This window comes from Nocardia sp. NPDC051981, from assembly GCF_040680715.1.
Classification (GTDB): Bacteria; Actinomycetota; Actinomycetes; order Mycobacteriales; family Mycobacteriaceae; genus Nocardia.
The window spans coordinates 146,495-165,212 of sequence record NZ_JBFAXK010000007.1 but is presented as its reverse complement, the minus strand read 5'-3'; the positions used below and the strand labels follow the sequence as shown (position 1 = coordinate 165,212).

Below are 18,718 nucleotides of genomic sequence, written 5' to 3'. Positions count from 1 at the left end.
TAATATCGTTCTATGAGACAGCATAGCGGTATCGGGGTTCTGGACAAAGCGATGGCCGTCCTGCACGCCGTAGCCGAGCAACCCTGCGGCCTCAATGAGCTCTGCGCACGCACCGGACTGCCCCGCGCCACCGCACACCGCCTGGCCGTGGGCCTGGAAACCCACCGCATGCTGGCCCGTGACAGCCAGGGTCTGTGGCGGCCCGGCCCGGCCCTGTCGGAGCTGGCGACAACCGCCAGCGACCCGCTCCTCGACGCCGCCGCCACCATCCTGCCGCGCCTGCGCGAGATCACCGGCGAGAGCGTGCAGCTCTACCGGCGCGACGGCAATGCCCGCGTCTGCGTGGCCGCCATGGAGCCCGCCGCGGGCCTGCGCGACACCGTGCCGATCGGGGCGCGCCTGCCGCTCACCGCGGGCTCGGCCGCCAAAGTGCTGCTGGCCTGGGCCGATCCCGAGATGCAGCGCACGGTCCTGCCCGAGGCCGTCTTCGGCGAGCGGGCCCTGGCCGAGGTGCGCCGCCGCGGCTGGGCGCAGAGCGCGGCCGAGCGCGCGGCCGGCGTGGCCAGCGTGTCCGCGCCCGTGCGCGACGCCGCGGGCGGCGTGGTCGCGGCCGTCTCGGTATCCGGACCCATCGACCGCATGGGCCGCCGGCCGGGCGCCCGCTGGGCCGCCGATCTGGTGGCCGCCGCCGACGCCCTCCACAAGCGCCTCTGACGGACTTTGCGGGTCCGGGGCAACCCTGGGGGTGGCCACTGCCGTCACGACAGCCCCACGGGTCGCTCAGCCACCCGCCCGCAGTTGCTCGACTTCCCGACCGCAGCCCTCGCCGGATTCCGGCGGGGGCTGCGCTGGTTCCCGGGGCCCGGAGGTGCCGTTTCCAGGGCCGGATCGGCCGCTCCGGCTGTGAGCCAGGTGGCAGGAAATGGCCACTGTGACTGCGCTCATACGCCGTAAATTACAGTCGGCCCATGGGAGTTAATCAACGCGCGCAGATCGTGATGTCCGACCAGGAGATCACCGAATTCATCGAGCGCAGCCGCATCGCCACCATGGCCACGCTGGGCGCCACGGGCGCACCGCATCTGGTCGCCATGTGGTACGCGGTGATCGACGGCGAGATCTGGTTCGAGACCAAGGCCAAGGCCCAGAAGACGGTGAATCTGCGCCGCGATCCGCGCATCACCGTGATGATCGAGGCTGGCGACACCTACGACCAGCTGCGCGGCATTTCCATCGAGGGCCGCGCGGAGGTCGTCGACGACCCCGAGGCGCTGTTCAAGGTGGGAATCAGCGTCTGGGAGCGCTACACCGGGCCGTACAGCGACGAGGCCAAGCCGTTCGTGGAGGCCATGCTGAACAAGCGGGTGGCCGTGCGCGTGGTGCCCGAGCGCACCCGCAGCTGGGATCACCGCAAACTCGGCCTGCCCGCCATGCCGCTGGGCGGCAGCACCGCTGGTCAGCAACCGTAGGCACGGCCGGCCGGCAACCATGGAGGCCGTTGCCCGGCAACCGTGGTCATACAGAAAAGCGAAGGCCCCCAGCCGTTCGGCTGGGGGCCTTCGCTTTGTAGTCCCGACGGGATTTGAACCCGCGCTACCGCCTTGAGAGGGCGGCGTCCTAGGCCGCTAGACGACGGGACCAGGATGAGATTTCGGCAGACTTTGCGGTCCGCCGAAGCTTCTCGAATTCGAGAGCCGAAGCTCTCGCAGCTGGGGTACCAGGACTCGAACCTAGAATGGCTGAACCAGAATCAGCTGTGTTGCCAATTACACCATACCCCATTGACCTGGGCTTTCGGGTTCCTCCCGGGGGAAGCTCCCGACCGCTTTCCGGCCGAGAAGAAGATTAGCAGCATCCCCCGGAAGATACACAAACCGGCTGGTCAGAGGCCGGTTTGTGCATCATTTCGGACTACCCGCGGGCCTTCGCGCAATCGATCTCAGGCGATCCCGGCGAGCTCAGGCGATGCCGGCGAGCGCGGACCGCATGCGGTCCATGGTGAGCTCGCGGCCCAGCAGTTCCAGCGACTCGAACAGCGGCGGGCTGATGTGGGATCCGGTCACGGCCACGCGCACGGGCGCGAAGGCCTTGTTCGGCTTGAGGCCCAGTTCGTCGATGAGCGCGGCTTTGAGCGCCTCCTCCAGGGGCGTGACGGTCCATTCCGAAACGCCTTCAAGGGCTTTCACCGCCGCCTGCAGCACCGGAGCGGCATCGGGGCCCAGATTCTTTTTCTCCGCGGCGGGGTCGATGGCGAACTCTTCGGGCTTGATGAAGAGGAACTTCAGCAGATCCCAGGCTTCGCCGAGCACCTTGATCCGGGTCTGCACCAGATCTGCCGCGGTTTCGAACAGCTTCTCGTCGATCTCGGCGCCGATATGGCCGTGTCCGGTAAGGAACTCGCGCAGCCGGTGAGCAAAATCACCGGGCGTCAGCCTCCGAATATGTTCGGCGTTCAGCGCATCGGCCTTCTTCTGGTCGAATCGAGCCGGATTCGAATTCACCTTCGAGATATCGAAGGCTGCCACCATCTCGGTCATCGAGAACAGGTCATGATCATCGGCGATGCTCCAGCCGAGCAGTGCCAGATAATTCAGCAAACCCTCGGGAATGAACCCGCGGTCGCGGTGATGGAAAAGATTCGACTCCGGATCACGCTTGGACAACTTCTTGTTGCCCTGGCCCATCACGAAGGGCAGGTGACCGAACTCCGGGGTGAACTCCGCGACGCCGATTCGTTTCAGCGACTCGTAGAGCGCGAGCTGCCGGGGAGTGGAGGACAGCAGATCCTCGCCGCGCAGAACGTGGGTGATCTTCATCATGGCGTCGTCGACCGGGTTGACCAGCGTATAGAGCGGATCGCCATTACCCCGGGTGAGCGCGAAATCGGGGACCACGCCCGCGCGGAAGGTGGTCTCGCCGCGCACCAGGTCGTTCCAGGTGAGGTCCCGGTCGGGCATGCGCAGCCGGACCACCGCCGGGCGGCCCTCGGCCTTGTAGGCGGCGATCTGCTCGGCGGTCAGGTCGCGGTCGAAGTTGTCGTAGCCGAGCTTGGGATCGCGGCCGGCGGCCTTGTGCCGGGCCTCGACTTCGTCAGGGGCGGAGAAGGATTCGTAGGCCTCCCCCGCCGCCAGCAGTCGCTGCACCACATCGAGATGAATGTCACGCCGCTGCGACTGCCGGTACGGGCCGTAGGGGCCGCCGACCTCGGGGCCCTCGTCCCAGGTGAGGCCGAGCCAGCGCAGGGCGTCGAGGATGGCGTTGTAGGACTCCTCGGAATCGCGTGCGGCGTCGGTGTCTTCGATGCGGAAGACGAAGGTGCCGCCGTGGTGGCGCGCGTAGGCCCAGTTGAACAGGGCGGTGCGGACCAGACCCACATGCGGTGTGCCGGTGGGTGACGGGCAGAAACGAACCCGGACGTCAGTCATGGCTCTCTTTCGTTCAGCGTTTGGCGGCAACGGGATTGGACAGGGTGCCGATGCCGGAGACGGTCACCGACACGGTCTGGCCGGCCTGCAGCGGGCCGACGCCCTCCGGGGTGCCGGTGAGGATGACATCGCCCGGGAGCAAGGTCATTACGGCGGTGACCCACTCGATCAGCTTCGGGATATCGTGCAGCAGAAGTGAAGTGCGGCTGCGCTGCTTGACCTGGCCGTCGACCTCGGTGACGATCTCCAGATCCGAAGGGTCCAGCGCGGTCTCGATCCAGGGGCCGAGCGGGCAGAAGGTGTCGTAGCCCTTGGCCCGGGTCCACTGGCCGTCGTGGCGCTGCTGGTCACGGGCGGTGACGTCATTGGCGACGGTGTAGCCCAGGATCACCTCGTTGGCGCGGGCGGCGGGCACGTCCTTGCAGGGGCGGCCGATGACGATCGCCAGTTCGCCCTCGTAGTCGACCTGAGAAGAGCTGGGCGGCAGGATGATCGGAGCGTTGGGGCTCTGGATCGAGGTGCTCGGCTTCATGAAGATGACCGGGTCGGCCGGGGCCGGGCCGCCCATCTCCTCGGCGTGCGCGGCGTAGTTCTTGCCGATGCAGATCACCTTGCTGGCGAGGATCGGGGCCAGCAGGCGTACGTCGGCCAGCGGCCAGCTGCGACCGGTGAAGGTCGGGGTACCGAACGGGTGTTCGGCGATCTCCCGGACGACGGCGTCGGAACCGTCCCCTTCGATGCTGACGAAAGCGACTCCATCTGGGCTGGCAACTCGACCTAGGCGCATGGTTGGCATCCTATCGACCGGCCTCGACCTGCCCGAACGCGCCCAACCGCGGGGCGGGACCGGAGCCGTGGGCGAGGGCGGTCCGGGCGGGGGCGGTTCCCGCCGGGCGGAGTGGCATCCCGGCCCGCATCGCCCCGATCCGAATGTGGAAAGCCCTTATACGCAAGCGAACTCGGGTCCCGCGGGTGGACTCACAGATTCAGTGGGCGAGTGTGAGCAAACTGACAGCTCGTCCCAGAAATCGTCTTGCGCATCACGTGTACGGTGAGATTCGATGTTCACAGAGTAGGAAATATATTCCATATATTGAGACAGAGGTGAGGGCGATGGCCACCGTGACACAGATCGGGACAACACGACGGTGGACCATGCTGGCGCTCGGCGTCTTCGCCCAGAGCTCCAGCGCCGCGCTGGTGCACGGCACCGCCTTCCTGCTGCCCGCACTGACCCAGCGTGGAATGCCGCTGGCCACCGCCGGTCTGCTGGTCGCCATGCCCACCGTCGGCCTGGTCTGCACGCTGATCGCGTGGGGCTGGATCGTCGATCATGTGGGCGAGCACAAGGCCCTGGTGGCCGGTCCCGCGCTGATGTTCGCGGCGGGTGCGGCGGCGGCGACGGTCTCGAACTATGTTGCGCTGGGCGCATTGCTGTTCCTGGCCGGGGCCGGAGCCGGCAGCACCAATGCCGCCAGCGGGCGGGTCATCGTGGGCTGGTTCCCGCCGGATCAGCGCGGGATGGCCATGGGCATCCGGCAGGCCGCCCAGCCGCTGGGCGTGGCCGTCGGCGCCATGACCATCCCGGCCGTCGCTGCGGCACACGGGTTCTCGATGGCCGTCCTGGTCCCCGCGGCCATGGCGGGGGCGGCCGCGGTCGGCTGCCTGTTCGGGATCGTGGATCCGCCGCGGCCCGAATCCGCCGGGGGCGCAGGGCGTCCCGCCAACCCGTACCGCGGCGACTCCACGCTGTGGCGCATTCACGGGGTGTCGATTCTGCTGGTGATCCCGCAGGCCACCATTTGGACCTTCGGCCTGCTGTGGCTGCACCGGGATGTCGGCATGTCGCTGCCGGCGGCGGGCGCGCTGGTCACCGCCACCCAAATCCTGGGCGCGGGAGGGCGAATCGGCGCGGGGATCTGGTCGGATCGGGTGGGCAGCCGGTTGCGGCCGCTGCGCACGGTGGCGATCGCGGCCGTAATCTCCATGTCCGCCTTGGCCGTAGCGGCCTGGACATACCAGTGGTGGGCGGCCGTCCCGATTCTGGTCGCGGCCTCGGTCATCACGGTGGCCGACAACGGCCTGGCCTTCACGGCGGTGGCGGAGATCGCGGGTCCCTATTGGTCGGGTCGCGGGCTGGGTATCCAGAACACGGGCCAGAACCTGGCGGCGGCCGTGATCGCCCCGGCCTTCGGCGCATTGATCACCGCGGCCGGTTTTCCGATCACCTACCTGCTGGCGGCGGTGGTGGCGCTGGCGGCAGTCCCGTTGGTGCCCAGGGGTTCCCGGTGACCGGCGCATCGCCCGCAAATCCGGAAGAGCTGTGCCCGTTAAGTTTTCGCATCCGAATAAAAATCTGCGATATGCCTCACTGGCCCAGGAGGTTTCAATGAAACCCCTCCCAGGATTGCATTTCGGCGACGAGGAGGGAACGGACGAAGCGTGTGAAGTAGTCCGGTTTCGACGATTCGCCGGGTGGTACGGACCGGCGAATCACCTTGTCGGGCTCGATATCCGGGCTGTGAACAAGGAAAGCCCCCGTTCCCGCGGTCGCGGGAACGGGGGCTTGACCGTGGAAGGCTAGAGCGAGGCGGCGATCCGGTCGCCGACCTCGACGGTCGAGGCGGCGCCCGAGCGCGACGCCAGATCCTTGGCGACGGCGGCCTCGATGCGGGCGGCCTCCTCAGGCTTGCCGAGGTGGTTCAGCAGCAGGGACACCGAGAGGATCGCGGCAGTCGGGTCGGCCTTGGACTGGCCCGCGATGTCCGGGGCCGAACCGTGCACCGGCTCGAACATGGACGGGTTGGTGCCCGAGGCGTCGATATTGCCGGAGGCGGCCAGGCCGATGCCACCGGAGACGGCGGCGGCCAGGTCGGTGATGATGTCGCCGAAGAGGTTGTCGGTGACGATCACGTCGAAGCGGCCCGGGTCGGTGACCATGTGGATGGTGGCGGCATCGATGTGCTGGTAAGCGGTTTCGATGTCCGGGTACTCCGCGCCGACCTCGGCGACCGTGCGCGACCACAGCGAACCGGCGAAGGCCAGCACATTGTTCTTGTGCACCAGGGTCAGGTGCTTGCGGCGCTTGCGGGCGGTCTCGAAGGCGTAGCGGACCACGCGCTCGACACCGAAGCGGGTATTGGTGGAGACCTCGGTGGCCACCTCGTGCGGGGTGTTGACGCGGATCGCGCCGCCGGTGCCGGTGTAGGGGCCCTCGGTGCCCTCGCGCACGACCACGAAGTCGATGTCCGGGTTGGCCGCGAGCGGGCTGGTGACGCCCGGGTACAGCTTGGACGGGCGCAGGTTCACGTGGTGGTCCAGCTCGAAGCGGGTGCGCAGCAGCAGGCCGCGCTCGAGCACGCCGCTCTGCACCGACGGGTCGCCGATGGCGCCCAGCAGGATGGCGTCGTGCTGCTTGAGCTCCGGGATGACATTGTCCGGGAGGATCTCGCCGGTGGCATGGAACCGCTTGGCTCCCAGGTCGTATTCGGTCTTCTCGACACCGGGCACCACCACGTCGAGCACCTTGAGGGCCTCGGCGATGACCTCGGGACCGATACCGTCGCCCGGAATGACAGCCAGTTTCATGAAATCCATGCTCCGTTCGATAACACGCGCGGGTGATCCTCTCCGCGCTGGCAGGAGAGTCACCGGCCACCATAGCGGGTACGACCGCAACCCCTTTCACCAGGGCGAATCGCTCCCAACCAGTGGGATCACCGGCCGCTCGCACCGGGTTGCGCCGGCGGGCTACGGCGGCACGCGTGGGCTAGGGCCGGATTCCCGCGCGGCGGCACTCCTGTTGCACGCGCAGGGCGAGAGCGTCCTGCTGCCCCGCCACCGTCCGGCACCAGTCCTGCGCCTGCGTGCCACACGCCCGCTGCTGCTGACCACCCATCGTCCCGGCGGAAAGCACCGCGACACAACCATTCTCGGAGCGCGAGTAATCCGGCCGATGATCGAGCACCGCCCACGCCACCACCCCCGCCACGATCAGCGTGACGACGACAGCGCTCCCGATCAGCAGATTGCGCCGCTCCCGTGCGGACAGCGGCTCGGTCGGCGGCGTCTTTCCTCGCATTCATCAATCATGGCGGCGTCGATAGTGTTCGGTGGATGTTCGACAATCTCCGACTCGAGCGCAAACTTCATCGCCTGGAACGCAAGATCGATCTCATCATCGAGCATCTGGGTATCGCCGATCCGGGCGGCGCCATCGACTACCTCGCGATCGACGATCTCCTGCAGCGCGGCAAGAAGATCCAGGCCATCAAGCTGTACCGGGACCAGGACCCGACGGCCGGTCTGGCCGAGGCGCGCGACGCGATCGAAGCCCGGGATCGCCGGCCGGGTCGCTGATACCTCCCCCTCGAACCCATCGGGCCCCTTCCACTGTCCGTGGAAGGGGCCCTCATCGCGTTGCGCGAGGTCTATCTCAGTCCAGGTTGACCAGGGCGACCTTGGCCGCGCCGACGGCCTCGCCGATGGAGTTCTGGACCTCGGCCGGGACCTCCTTGTTGACGCGGAGGATGACGGTGGCGCCTTCGTCGTTCAGGTCCTGGGTGAGCTGGGCGGCGAGGATGTCGATGCCCGCGTCGCCGAGCTTGGTGGCCAGGCGGCCGAGCTGACCGGGCTTGTCCTCGTAGGCGAGCACGGCCAGGTTCAGGCCCTCGGCGCGCATGTCGTAGTTGCGGCCGTTGATGTTGACGATCTTCTCGACCTGGGCAGGCTCGGTCAGGGTGCCGGCCACGTTCAGGGTGCGGCCGTCGCCGAACACGGCGCGCAGGTCGACCAGGCTGCGGTGGGTCGGGCTCTCGCTGTGGGTGGTGACGGAGGCCTCGAGGCCGCGCTCCTTGGCGAGCGACGGGGCGTTGACGAAGGTCACCGGGTCCTCGATGAGGGCCGAGAACACGCCGCGCAGCGCCGAGAGCTCGAACACCGCAACATCTTCCGAGGACAGCTCGCCGCGCACCTGGACCTCGATGGAGACCGGCAGCTCGTCGGCGAGGGCGCCCAGCAGCGCACCCTGCTTGCGGACGATGTCCAGCCACGGGGCGACGATCTCGTTGACCGCGCCACCGGTCACATTCACCGCGCCGGGCACGAACTCGCCGGCGAGGGCGAGCTGCACGGACTTGGCGACATCGGTGCCGGCGCGGTCCTGGGCCTCGGCGGTGGAGGCGCCCAGGTGCGGGGTCACCACGACCTGCGGCAGGTTGAACAGCGGGCTGTCGGTGGACGGCTCGGTCTCGAAGACGTCGATACCGGCAGCGCGCACGTGGCCGGAGGTGATGGCATCGGCCAGGGCCTGCTCGTCGATCAGACCGCCGCGGGCGGCGTTGACGATGATGACGCCCTTCTTGGTCTTCGCGAGCGTCTCCTTGTTCAGCATGCCCTTGGTCTCAGGAGTCTTGGGCAGGTGAATGGAGATGAAGTCGGCGCGCTCGAGCACCTCGTCCAGGGTCAGCAGCTCGATGCCCAGCTGAGCGGCGCGGGCCGGGGAGGTGTAGGGGTCGTACGCGACGACCTTGGTCTCGAAGGCGGCGAGACGCTGCGCGAACAGCTGGCCGATGCGGCCCAGGCCGATGACGCCGACGGTCTTGCCGAAGATCTCGACACCGTTGAACTTGCTGCGCTGCCAGGTGTGCTCACGCAGGGTGGCGTCGGCGGCCGGGATCTGGCGGGCGGCAGCGAGCAGCAGGGTGACGGCGTGCTCGGCGGCGGTGTGGATGTTGGAGGTCGGCGCGTTGACGACCATGACGCCGCGCTCGGTGGCCGCGGGCACGTCGACATTGTCGAGGCCGACGCCGGCCCGGGCGACGATCTTGAGGTTCTTGCCGGCCTCGAGCACCTCGGCATCGACGGTGGTGGCCGAACGGACCAGCAGCGCATCGGCTTCCGGCACGGCCGCGAGCAGCTCGGGGCGGTTGGGGCCATCGACCCAGCGCACCTCGACACCGTCGCCGAGCGCGTCGACGGTCGACTGGGCGAGCTTGTCGGCGATCAGAACAACAGGACGGCCTGCTTGGCTCACGGTGGGGTACTCCTGAGGAAGGGTTCCGGGATTTACGGGCGATAGCTTAGTGCGCTGGGATCCGGGGTGTTTTACCGCCTGGTAGGCAACTGCCATCAAACCTGTGAACTGCGGGTTTACCCGTAGCGTGTGTCGGAGATCCCGGAAGCGACTCCGGGAGGACGGCTCGGGCGGTAACTTCGGCCGTCAGCATCGGATCTGCCACTACGCCGTCGGTCCAGATCAGCGCCAGTGACTGCAGCGCTTCGATATTCACAGTGACAGCCCCGATCCCGTTTCTCGCGTGGATCTTTCGGTGCGTCGGTTCTCACCTGCGGGTTCCACGCCGGCGGCTGGCAGGTCGGCGTACCAGCAGGCTGGGGTGTCGGCGGCCTGGTCCGCGGTGGCGATCATGATGTCGGCCAGGGCGTAGCCGAGAATAGGGCATTGCCGAGAAGGTGTCTCAGCGAAAATGCAACCTCGACCTTCGGCTGACTTCGGCGGACTTGCGCGCTCGGGAGGCGCAATTCAGGGCGTTGAGACACCCTTCACGGATAGCCGAAAGCCCGGCCTCGGAGCTACGGATTCCGAGACCGGGCTTTCCAAAGTCGAGTAATCGACGTCAGCAGTTCCTAGCGGCCGAAGGAGCCGGTCCACAGGGTGGACAGGATGCCGTGCAGCGCGGCCGAACCGGTGTCGAGCAGGCCGTTGAGGGCAGCGGAACCGGTGTCGATGATAACGGGGATCATGAAAATACCTCTTCTGAATTCCGTACGAACTTTCTGACGTGAAGCCTATCGAGCCGGTTTCACTGCCTGTTACGGCGGAATTACGTTATGTGACCGGCGTCACACCCTTGCGATTCTGTGGTCCCATTCATATGAATGTCGAATTCCCACCATATAACGCAGCTATCACGCCCCTATTTCTGGGGGCCTCGGCGCGCGGAAAAACGCATGGACCAGCGGGATCCCGGGGCGCTAACGTCGACCGTCATGACCCTGCGCTCGATCCCCGCTTCCATGGACCCGGCGGTGGTCGCCACGATCGACGGCGAACTGGACCGGATCGTGCGCGAACATCGCGTCGGCGTGCTGCTCGCCATCGAGAGCGGCAGCCGCGCCTGGGGCTTCCCCTCCCCCGACTCGGACTACGACTGCCGCTTCGTCTATCTCCGGCCGCCGGACGGCTACCTCACCCCCTGGCCCGGTCGCGATGTCATCGAGACGCCTTTGGTGGGCTTACTCGATGTCAATGGCTGGGACCTCGTGAAGGCGCTGCGACTGCTGGTGAACGGGAACGCGGTCCTCATCGAATGGCTCATGTCGCCGATCGTCTACCGTGGCGACGCGCAATTCCGGGACGAATTGCGCGCACTGGCCGACGAAGTCGCCGACCGCAACCGGGTGGCCCGGCACTACCTGCATCTGGGCCGCCGGCAGTGGCGCCTCTTCGACACCAATCGTTCGCTGAAAAAGGTGTTCTATTCGTTGCGGCCGGCCATGGCATTGCGCTGGCTACACGAATACCCGGATAAAGCAGTGGCGCCGATGCATTTGCCGACCCTGCTCGACGAATGCGACCTTCCCGACGATTTCACTACCGCAGTGAAAGAACTGACGGAGTTGAAATCCCGCACGCGGGAAATGGGCGCCGGCAGCGTGCCCGAACCGATCGCGACGTTCATCTCCACCGAATTCGAGCGAGCCGCCGCGGAATTCGTCGGGGACAATGCGGCCCATCGGCAACATGCACAGGCTCTATGCACGGAATTCTTCCGAAGGCGGCTGCACGGCTGACAGAATCCTCCCCAGCATCACACAGCGGCGGCCGCCCCGGTCATCTCGGGCGGCCGCCGCGCTGCGTGTTCGGCCGGATGCCGCGTCTCAGTAGTCGGCTCCCGCGATAACCCGCACGATCAGCGCCTCGGGCCCCGGCTTGGTGCGCCGCACCTCGAACTCGACCCGCTGCCCCTCCACGAGCGACCGGAAGCCCTCGCCCTCCACCGCGGTGTACTCCACGAACACGTCCGGTCCGCCACTGTCCGGGCTCAGGAACCCGAACCCCTTTTCGCTGTCGAACCACTTCACCGTGCCGTGCACCATTACCAAACCTTCTCGATCCGACCGGACTCCCACGCCCCCGCGCGTGCCGCGGTCCATGGTGTCACGCCCCCGGCCCACACGGTCGGCCGCCACGCCCGCCCCCGGCCACCGGCGTGGCCACGACGAGCCCGCGGCCCTACCTCCCAATCGAATTCCGCTGCCCCCGCGTATCACTCACCCGTCGCGCAGCAGGTGCCCGGACCGGCCCTTCTTCGGCCCGGGCACCGCGCCCCGCGTCGTGCCCTGCCGCGTCACGCGGGCCGTGCCCCTTCGGCCCGGCGCTGACAGTGCGTCGCGGGTGATCCCGACGGTCGTCCTCAGCCGGCGCGCATGTTTCGGGGCGGGGTGTTTTCGTCGGCTTCGGGATCCCGCATGGCGTAGACGCGTTCGAGGAAGTCGCGGTGGGCTCGGAGGGTGGCGTCGAGGAGTTCGCGCCAGGTGCGGCGGTCCACTCGCTGGTCGCTGACCAGGGAGGAGAGGGACGCGGGGCCGAGCTTGTCGATGTGGTCGACGATGAAAGTGAGGCGGCGGCGCGGGAATTGGGCGCCGATGCGGGGATTCTCGTCGAGGAAGTGATCGAGTTCGTAGAGATAGTTGACGGCGCGGTTGTACTCCTCGTCGGTGAGGTGGTAGTCCATGCGCTTGATCTCGACGATCCACAGTTCGCCGGAGTCGTGCAGCAGGACGAAGTCGGGTTCGCGCTTCTCGCTGCCGATGGACGTGGTCACCAGCGGCGTGCCGAATTTCTGTGCGTACCAGCGTTCGAAGCTGGCGCGCACGCGTTTGAGGGATTCGTTCATGCCCAGCGGGGTCCACTCGGGGGCGAGCAGCCAGGGGGCGGATTCGATGAGTTCCTGGAAGGGTCGTTCCAGGGAGCGGCGGTCGTCGATGAGCGAGCGCAGCCGGTTCACCACGGCGACACGCTCACTGGCGATCTGGCCCAGCGAGTAGATCTCGGCCACCCGGGCCCGCTCGAACAGCGCGACCACGACGTCCAGTGCGGGGTCGGCGTCCTCGGCGATCTCCTTGAGCGTGTCGAGCAGGCTGCGCTGCGGGCCCAGCGACAGCGCCAGCCGCAGCATGTTCTCGATGTGCGCGGGATCGTCCATCGAGGCACGATCCTTGTGCGCCACCAGGATTCGCGCCGCGTCCAGGACAGAGTCGCGGAACACGCGGTCGCCGGGCGCGATGGCGTCGAGGGTCTCGTGAATGCGGGAGCGCTCGACGAACTCCTCCCAGACCCGGCGGCGGATGGATTTCTCGCCGAGCCTGCCGATCTCCTTGATCAGCGCCCGGCCCCACTGCGCGAGCGCCTCACCGCGCGGGGAGCTCCACATGATGTCCTGGCGGTCGGAGCGGACGAGATCGTCGTCATCGTCGAGCCAGTCGACGTGGATGGCGCCGACCAGATAGGAGCGCAGTTTGAATTCGCCGGTGAATCCGGCGGAGATGCCGAAATCCCTTGTCTGCGCGACGATCTTGCCGCGCGCGTAAATGCGGACCCCGGCCATCGCCTCGTCCCGGTAGGGCTGCTTCGAATAGGCGATCCAGCCCGTCACCGGCAGGAATTGCCGCCCGAATCGCACCGGCACCCGGCCGGCGTCGATCCGGGTCTCCTCCATGACGTCGATCGGCAGCTGGCTGAGAATGAAGCTCTCCGGGCCGATGGCATTGCGCACCTCCACCCGCCAGTCCGCACGCTCGATGCCGAAACGGGCGGCCAGCTGCCGGTTCAGTTCGGTGCCCGTATTCACTCGCTTGCGAAAGAAGTTCCGCAGGATGACGGTGGTGCCCCGTTGGGAGGTGAAGGTGCCGTCCAGACGGCCCGGGCGGGGGAAGTAATCGCTTTCGGTGTCGGAGAGCATGTCGTCGAGGTCCATCACAATGTGGGAGACGATCCACCCCAAGGGTGTTCGGTCCTCGTCCCGGCTGCCGGCCGTGATCACCTCGATGGTGCGGCAGATGCCGAAGGCGGCCAGCTTGCCGATTCCCTTGCGCCCCATAACCGGCCGCCGCCGTTCCCGGGACAGATCGGACCCGGTGCGCACCCGCCGGTCGGACCCGACCATCAGGTAGTGCTCGTTTATCTCCTCGGCGGTCATCCCGTGCCCGTTGTCGGAGACGACGATCTCGTACACCGGTTCGTCTGCGGCCCTGACGGTTCCGGCCAGCATCGCGCCCCACGGCAGCACGACCTCCACCTCGGTGGCGTCGGCATCGTAGGAATTGGCGATGAGTTCGGCCAGGACCGCCGAGACCCTGTCGTAGAGCCGAATGCCGAGTTTGTCGATCGCCAGCCGGCTGATGCGCATCGTGTACTTGTGGTCGTCGCGATCATGCGCGCCCACACGCACTTCCGGATACATGTCAGGCCCCCATTGCCCTACCGGCAGCCTTCGTTCAGCTACCTCTGAATTCGATGCAACGCCGATTGATTAACAGCAGGCTGAACATTTACCGACCGCTTAGTCACGGTGTGATTCCAGGATTCACCAACCGATAGCCCACGGCAACGGCAAGGTCTCGGTTACCTACGCGAGTGTGCGAGCGCCCCTTGATAACCCGCTCCCTGGCGTTCACCCCACACGCCCGCCGCCCCGTTCCCACTGGCGTGGGACCAATCGGCGAGGCCGATGTCCGCCCCGAGATCCGGATGTCGGCCATCGAGCAGATGAGAATCCCCACCATTCCAGAACCCGGGCGACGACAACCAATTGGCTTCGGCCTCGGCCAATTCGGCCGATCGAAGGTCGGATGAGCGGCGTCCGCACCCCCGGCGGCGACTCCTCGCCCCGCAGCGCATCCGTCGTTCCAGGCATATCTGCCGCGGTCGGCACGAGGGCGACCGAACGACGATTGGCGACCACAGCACCCGCTCGGTCGTGCCGTACGACATCGTGCCGCACGACATATCGGAGAGGCTCGAGCAATACACGTCTCGAACAATTGCGTGGTCGCCGTGCGGTCCGCGGCATCACTGTCGGTAATAGTGCGACCGTGCTCGCGCCACCGAGCCAAGAGACGCCGCGAGCTGCGAGGTGAGGCCACGCTTCAGAACATATCCGCCGGGTGTTGCGCTCTGGGCCTCGGTGATACTGCTGCCTCGCTCACGCCTCCGAGCCGAGCGATGTGTCCGGCGACGGTGCGGCGTCGGGCAGGGCGGATACGCCGAGGGTTGTGCGGGGACCGGTGGTGAGGGCAGTCGGATGACAGGTCAGGCGGATGCGGGGCAGAATGCGGGGCGGCGGCGGGCGGCGTCCGCTGTGACGCGAGACAAAGGGGTACCGGGTGGCCAGTAGTCAGACCATTGCCGCACGTCAGCGCTTCTTCGGGGAGGCGGCGGTGGACCCGGTGAGCGGGGCGGTACGGGAGGATCAGGTGCTGGTTTCCTGGTTCGGGTGTGCCAGTTTCGCGGTGGCCATGGGTGGCGTGGTGTTTCTGCTGGACGCGTGGGTGCCGCGCGGGGCGACGTCCGGGTATGTGCCGACCGGACCGGAGGAGGTCGCGGCGCTGGATCCGGCGGCGATCTTCATCGGGCACGGGCATTTCGATCATGCGGCCGATACGGGGGCGATCGCGCGGGCGAGCGGGGCGGTGGTGCACGGGACAGCCGAGCACTGCGCGACGGCTCGCAAACAGGTCGACGGGGCCGAATTGGCTTGTCAGGAACTGGGTTCCGGCAAGTCCGCGCCGGGTGACCGCTACGACTTCGAGCTCGCGCCGGGGCTTTCGGTGACCGCGGTGCGCCATCTGCACTCGGCGCGGACACCGCGGCACGAGGGCGCGGATGCCTCCGCACCCGTGCGACCCAAGCCCTGCCTGTGCGATATCCGCGCCTATCCCCCGGGGCTGGCCGACGCCGGACACCTGGCGCGCAATCTGCTCGCGCCGGAGGGCGGAGTTCTGCTGTACCAGTTCCGGCTCGGCGATTTCGTGCTGACCTGGCACGATTCCTCCGGCCCGCTGCTGGACAAGGCGCCGCACGTTCTGGATGTGCTGCGCGCGCTGCCCGCCTCGGACGTGCACATCGGCGCGGTGCAGGGGTACAACCAGTTCACGAATGGGCTGCGGGACCCGCGCAGCTATATCGAGGCGCTGCGGCCGAAAGTGTTCGTACCCAACCATCACGACAACTGGCTGCCGCTGATCACCGCCCGGGGTGAGGCGTTCCGGACGCCGCTGCACGAGGAGGTGGCGCGGATACCGGAGGGTGAGCGGCCGGAGATCCGGATGCTGCTGGACCGCGACGACTATCTTGCGCCAGGGCGGCTGGCATTCGACCTCGCACCGCAGGACTGATCGGCTGGAGTCCAGGGCTGGTCGGCCGACAGGCGTACGGCGAATGGTCTACATCAACGGGCTGCGCTGCAGCCCGGTCAGAGTGGCGTTGTGTCGATCAGCCAGGGCCCGTCGATCAGCGGAGGCGGAGAAGCATTGTGATGCTGGTGGTTCCGGCCGGATTGATCTGCTCTGATCCCGGGACGTCGACGAAGGCGAAACGTTCGTAGAGTCGCCGGGCCGGATTCTCCAGGCGGACACTCAGACTCACGGCGTCGTACTGCTCGCGGGCGGCGTCGAGGAGTGAGGTCATCAGCTTCGTCCCGAGTCCTGTGCCACGGCCCTCGGGTGCGACACCGATTGCCAACTCTGGAGTGTCGTCATCGACGTAGCCGAAGGCGGCGTTCTCGGCGGTGAACCTGCGCAGCCAGGCGGCGCCCAGCAGCACCCCGTCGGTCCCTCCAACTACACCGAGATCGCCTGCCGCGCCCCAGTCTTGGACGTAACGCGCCACATTCGGCTGATCCATCAGTTGTTCGGGCGAGGTCAGGCCGCGGTCATGGGCGTGCGAAGCCTCGAACAGCATGGCCCACAGAAACTTCTCGTCGGCCACTTCGGCCGGCCGGGCAAATACCATGCCTCAGCCGACCACGAATTCCGCTGATGTTCCAGTGAATTCGTTGATCGTTCCGGCGCCGTCACGACTGTCGCCGATGTACCGAATGCGATAGCGGCCCGAAGGGGCAGTGTCGGGCACCGTCCACTGAATGGCGATGGTGGAGGCCGCGGGCTGGCCGTCCGGTCGGGACCAGTGCAGTTCGGTGCACCAGTCGTTATCGTCGTAGACGCGCCGCCAGTCGTCGCCGGAGCCCTGCTGGACCTCGAAGTAGGTGCCGTCCAGGTGGAAGTTGTTATTGGGGTGAGCGCCGACGAACTCCACCGAAACCGTCTGTCCTGCCGCGTAGTTCGCGTCCGGCTGGGTGAGGACATCACCGTAGGCGCGTCCGGCGTGCGGCAGGTCTGCCGGGACCGGCGGCAGCAGGTTCGGCTGCAATCCGAAGGCCCAGTCGAGCGGGGCCGGGCCGCGGCCGAGGTCGATGCGCGCCGCCAAAGCCTTTGCCAGCCGGTCGAATTCCTGCATGTGAGCGGAGAGTGTCCAACGCCCGTACAGGGTTTCGCCGCCCTCGTACTGCTGGGAGGCGTATTCCTCAGGGGTGGTGACGTATCCGCAGTAGCCATTGGCGTAGCCCTGCAGCAGCACGTTCTCCAGCGGCACGTTCAATGCCCGCGCCACCAGTCGCCGGATTCGCAGCCCCGACACGACCGTGTACTCCGACGGCCCCGAGGCCAGCACGAGATCGCCGATGCGCATCAGCTGCAGCGGCACGATCTGCGGCACCCACGGCCGCGGCGGCAGCACCCCCAGCGGGGCGAGAATCATCTTGGGCGCCTGTACATCTCGCATCCAGTCCTCGATCGGCGAGTTGAGTCCGCCGAGCGCGGCCACCATCGGATTGGCGTCGCCCTCCTGCAGGAACGACAGCTGCGAGTTCCAGTTGTCCTCGGTGCTGGTCGCCATGGCCGCCGCGCCCATCATGGCGGGCGAAGTACGGGCCGGCTTGCCATCCGGGGTGTAGTCGCCGTCGATGGCGGTGTCCGCGAGGTTCACGTAGTGCAGCACCGAATCCACGCCGGCACTGCCCATCGGCGTCGCGGCGTCGAAAGCCTTTCGGCCCGCCTGATATTGGCGCTCACCGATAATGGCGCAGTTGGTGCGATTGTCCTCGGTCGGTCCCGACGGATGCATGGGCCGAATCCACAGATTGGGCGTCATATCGCCGGCGTTGGTCTGCGGGAAGGCGGCCACGAACGACGGCGCGCCGTCCAGGTGCCGAACACCCATCTCGTCGTGCTCCCAGCGATAGCTGGCGTATCCCTTGTTGTCCGCCGAGATGAGGGTGTTGCGATCGGTCAGCGAGGTGCCGTGCGTCGCGAACCAGGTGATCGCCCCGACATCCTTACCGCCCTGCCGGAATCGCAGCACGGTGACCTGTGGATCGATGGCATCCGGAAACGCCGCCTTGTCCTCACCCGGATTGGCCTCGAACGCCACCCGCGACCGGTTCACGCTGGCATCGTGCAACTCTCCCCGCCCGAGCATGATCGACCCCGGCCCGAGATTCTCGTGCGCCGCAACGATCGCCTTCACGATCCCGTTCACCTCGGCATCATGCGAGTTCTGCTGAAACCCCATGGCCGCAAGGGAATACGCATACTCCCGCGCGGTACCACCACACGAGTTGTGGTTGTGCGTCGCATTGAGATTGACGTTCCGCTCGGTGTACAGATCCCCGAACCGCCGCTGAAGTTGCTGCATCACCACCAGATGCACCGACTGGAACAAGCAGGCATTGTCGGTATTCACGAACGCAACCCGATCCCCCGTAGCCTGATCCACCACGACGTAGGCCCGCGCATAACACCGCGTCAACAGCCCAGTAGTGACCTGATCGGCCTCGGAGTACCCCATCATCCCCTGCCCCGCAGGGGCCCCGGTGATATCCGCGATCCCCACCCCGACAAGGTAATCCTGCCCCGCAGCCCGATGCCTGATAGGTTGCGCCCCAACCATATTGGCACCGAACGCCGCCGCACCGGCCCCCACGCCGCCCACCGCAGCCCCCACCAGCACAGCCCGCCGGGACAGAGTCATCGCATCCTCACTTCCACACCCGCGACAATGCGAACCAGCCCGCACCCGCCAAAGAGTGAACCTGTTTCATTTCAGGTTTCCCGCAGACTAGTCGGTCACTTGACCAATTTCTAGCCATAGGAGCCGAACCGCGCCCGCCACCCTATCGCCAGCCGCCGCCTCACACCGCCGCACACGCCGGTTC

15 protein-coding genes and 2 tRNA genes are annotated in these 18,718 nt (G+C 67.1%); 6 read left to right on the top strand and 11 right to left on the bottom strand.

Annotated features, from left to right (window positions below; genetic code table 11):
* Nucleotides 1–12 precede the first annotated feature (12 nt).
* Together AB0L60_RS15975 and AB0L60_RS15970 are read left to right on the top strand one after the other, a co-directional pair.
* Entirely contained in the window at nucleotides 13–714 is a 702-nt protein-coding gene (locus tag AB0L60_RS15975; protein ID WP_364613585.1) for an IclR family transcriptional regulator, read from the top strand.
* A 254-nt stretch (nucleotides 715–968) separates the two neighbouring features.
* On the top strand, nucleotides 969–1,469 hold the full coding sequence (locus AB0L60_RS15970; RefSeq protein WP_364613582.1) for a PPOX class F420-dependent oxidoreductase: 501 nt from the start codon (nucleotides 969–971) through the stop codon (nucleotides 1,467–1,469).
* Nucleotides 1,470–1,567: 98 nt separating this feature from the next.
* On the opposite strand, the gene AB0L60_RS15965 is transcribed toward AB0L60_RS15970, so the two are convergent.
* The 4 genes from AB0L60_RS15965 to AB0L60_RS15950 all read right to left on the bottom strand — a co-directional run bounded on the left by AB0L60_RS15965 (nucleotide 1,568) and on the right by AB0L60_RS15950 (nucleotide 4,212).
* A tRNA-Glu gene (locus tag AB0L60_RS15965) sits at nucleotides 1,568–1,640 on the bottom strand.
* 69 nt (nucleotides 1,641–1,709) lie between these two features.
* Nucleotides 1,710–1,781, bottom strand: a tRNA-Gln gene (locus AB0L60_RS15960).
* A 177-nt stretch (nucleotides 1,782–1,958) separates the two neighbouring features.
* On the bottom strand, nucleotides 1,959–3,425 hold the full coding sequence (gene gltX, locus AB0L60_RS15955; RefSeq protein ID WP_364613579.1) for a glutamate--tRNA ligase: 1,467 nt from the start codon (nucleotides 3,423–3,425) through the stop codon (nucleotides 1,959–1,961).
* A 13-nt stretch (nucleotides 3,426–3,438) separates the two neighbouring features.
* A complete protein-coding gene (locus AB0L60_RS15950; protein ID WP_354837894.1) occupies nucleotides 3,439–4,212 on the bottom strand; it encodes a fumarylacetoacetate hydrolase family protein in 774 nt (257 codons plus the stop codon).
* A 326-nt stretch (nucleotides 4,213–4,538) separates the two neighbouring features.
* Here AB0L60_RS15950 and AB0L60_RS15945 point away from each other — a divergent pair, with 326 nt between their 5' ends.
* The gene (locus AB0L60_RS15945; protein WP_364613574.1) at nucleotides 4,539–5,717 is read left to right on the top strand and encodes an MFS transporter; all 1,179 of its coding nucleotides are present in this window, start codon (nucleotides 4,539–4,541) and stop codon (nucleotides 5,715–5,717) included.
* Between the two features lie 288 nt (nucleotides 5,718–6,005).
* Here the strand turns inward: AB0L60_RS15945 and AB0L60_RS15940 are convergent, their stop codons facing one another.
* Together AB0L60_RS15940 and AB0L60_RS15935 are read right to left on the bottom strand one after the other, a co-directional pair.
* Entirely contained in the window at nucleotides 6,006–7,013 is a 1,008-nt protein-coding gene (locus AB0L60_RS15940; RefSeq protein ID WP_364613571.1) for a 3-isopropylmalate dehydrogenase, read from the bottom strand.
* A gap of 181 nt (nucleotides 7,014–7,194) precedes the next feature.
* Nucleotides 7,195–7,506 (bottom strand): hypothetical protein, encoded by a 312-nt coding sequence (locus AB0L60_RS15935; protein ID WP_364613568.1) that lies wholly within the window; start codon nucleotides 7,504–7,506, stop codon nucleotides 7,195–7,197.
* A gap of 35 nt (nucleotides 7,507–7,541) precedes the next feature.
* Between AB0L60_RS15935 and AB0L60_RS15930 the strand changes: the two genes are divergently transcribed.
* Nucleotides 7,542–7,784 (top strand): hypothetical protein, encoded by a 243-nt coding sequence (locus AB0L60_RS15930; protein ID WP_364613565.1) that lies wholly within the window; start codon nucleotides 7,542–7,544, stop codon nucleotides 7,782–7,784.
* 76 nt (nucleotides 7,785–7,860) lie between these two features.
* On the opposite strand, the gene serA is transcribed toward AB0L60_RS15930, so the two are convergent.
* Nucleotides 7,861–9,459 carry a phosphoglycerate dehydrogenase gene (gene serA, locus AB0L60_RS15925; RefSeq protein ID WP_364613562.1) on the bottom strand — a complete coding sequence of 533 codons (1,599 nt, stop codon included), beginning with the start codon at nucleotides 9,457–9,459 and terminating at the stop codon, nucleotides 7,861–7,863.
* An 863-nt stretch (nucleotides 9,460–10,322) separates the two neighbouring features.
* On the opposite strand from serA, the gene AB0L60_RS15920 reads away from it, so the two are divergent.
* Nucleotides 10,323–11,237 carry a nucleotidyltransferase domain-containing protein gene (locus AB0L60_RS15920; RefSeq protein WP_364613560.1) on the top strand — a complete coding sequence of 305 codons (915 nt, stop codon included), beginning with the start codon at nucleotides 10,323–10,325 and terminating at the stop codon, nucleotides 11,235–11,237.
* 87 nt (nucleotides 11,238–11,324) lie between these two features.
* Here AB0L60_RS15920 and AB0L60_RS15915 read toward each other — a convergent pair whose 3' ends face one another.
* Nucleotides 11,325–11,543 carry a cold-shock protein gene (locus tag AB0L60_RS15915; RefSeq protein ID WP_354837910.1) on the bottom strand — a complete coding sequence of 73 codons (219 nt, stop codon included), beginning with the start codon at nucleotides 11,541–11,543 and terminating at the stop codon, nucleotides 11,325–11,327.
* A gap of 317 nt (nucleotides 11,544–11,860) precedes the next feature.
* Nucleotides 11,861–13,891, bottom strand: a complete 2,031-nt coding sequence (locus AB0L60_RS15910; protein WP_364613556.1) for an ATP-binding protein — start codon at nucleotides 13,889–13,891, stop codon at nucleotides 11,861–11,863.
* 940 nt (nucleotides 13,892–14,831) lie between these two features.
* Here AB0L60_RS15910 and AB0L60_RS15905 point away from each other — a divergent pair.
* The gene (locus AB0L60_RS15905; RefSeq protein ID WP_364613553.1) at nucleotides 14,832–15,842 is read left to right on the top strand and encodes an MBL fold metallo-hydrolase; all 1,011 of its coding nucleotides are present in this window, start codon (nucleotides 14,832–14,834) and stop codon (nucleotides 15,840–15,842) included.
* A 115-nt stretch (nucleotides 15,843–15,957) separates the two neighbouring features.
* On the opposite strand, the gene AB0L60_RS15900 is transcribed toward AB0L60_RS15905, so the two are convergent.
* Entirely contained in the window at nucleotides 15,958–16,458 is a 501-nt protein-coding gene (locus tag AB0L60_RS15900; RefSeq protein ID WP_364613550.1) for a GNAT family N-acetyltransferase, read from the bottom strand.
* A gap of 3 nt (nucleotides 16,459–16,461) precedes the next feature.
* Nucleotides 16,462–18,534 (bottom strand): neutral/alkaline ceramidase, encoded by a 2,073-nt coding sequence (locus AB0L60_RS15895; RefSeq protein WP_364613547.1) that lies wholly within the window; start codon nucleotides 18,532–18,534, stop codon nucleotides 16,462–16,464.
* Between the last annotated feature and the right edge of the window lie 184 nt (nucleotides 18,535–18,718).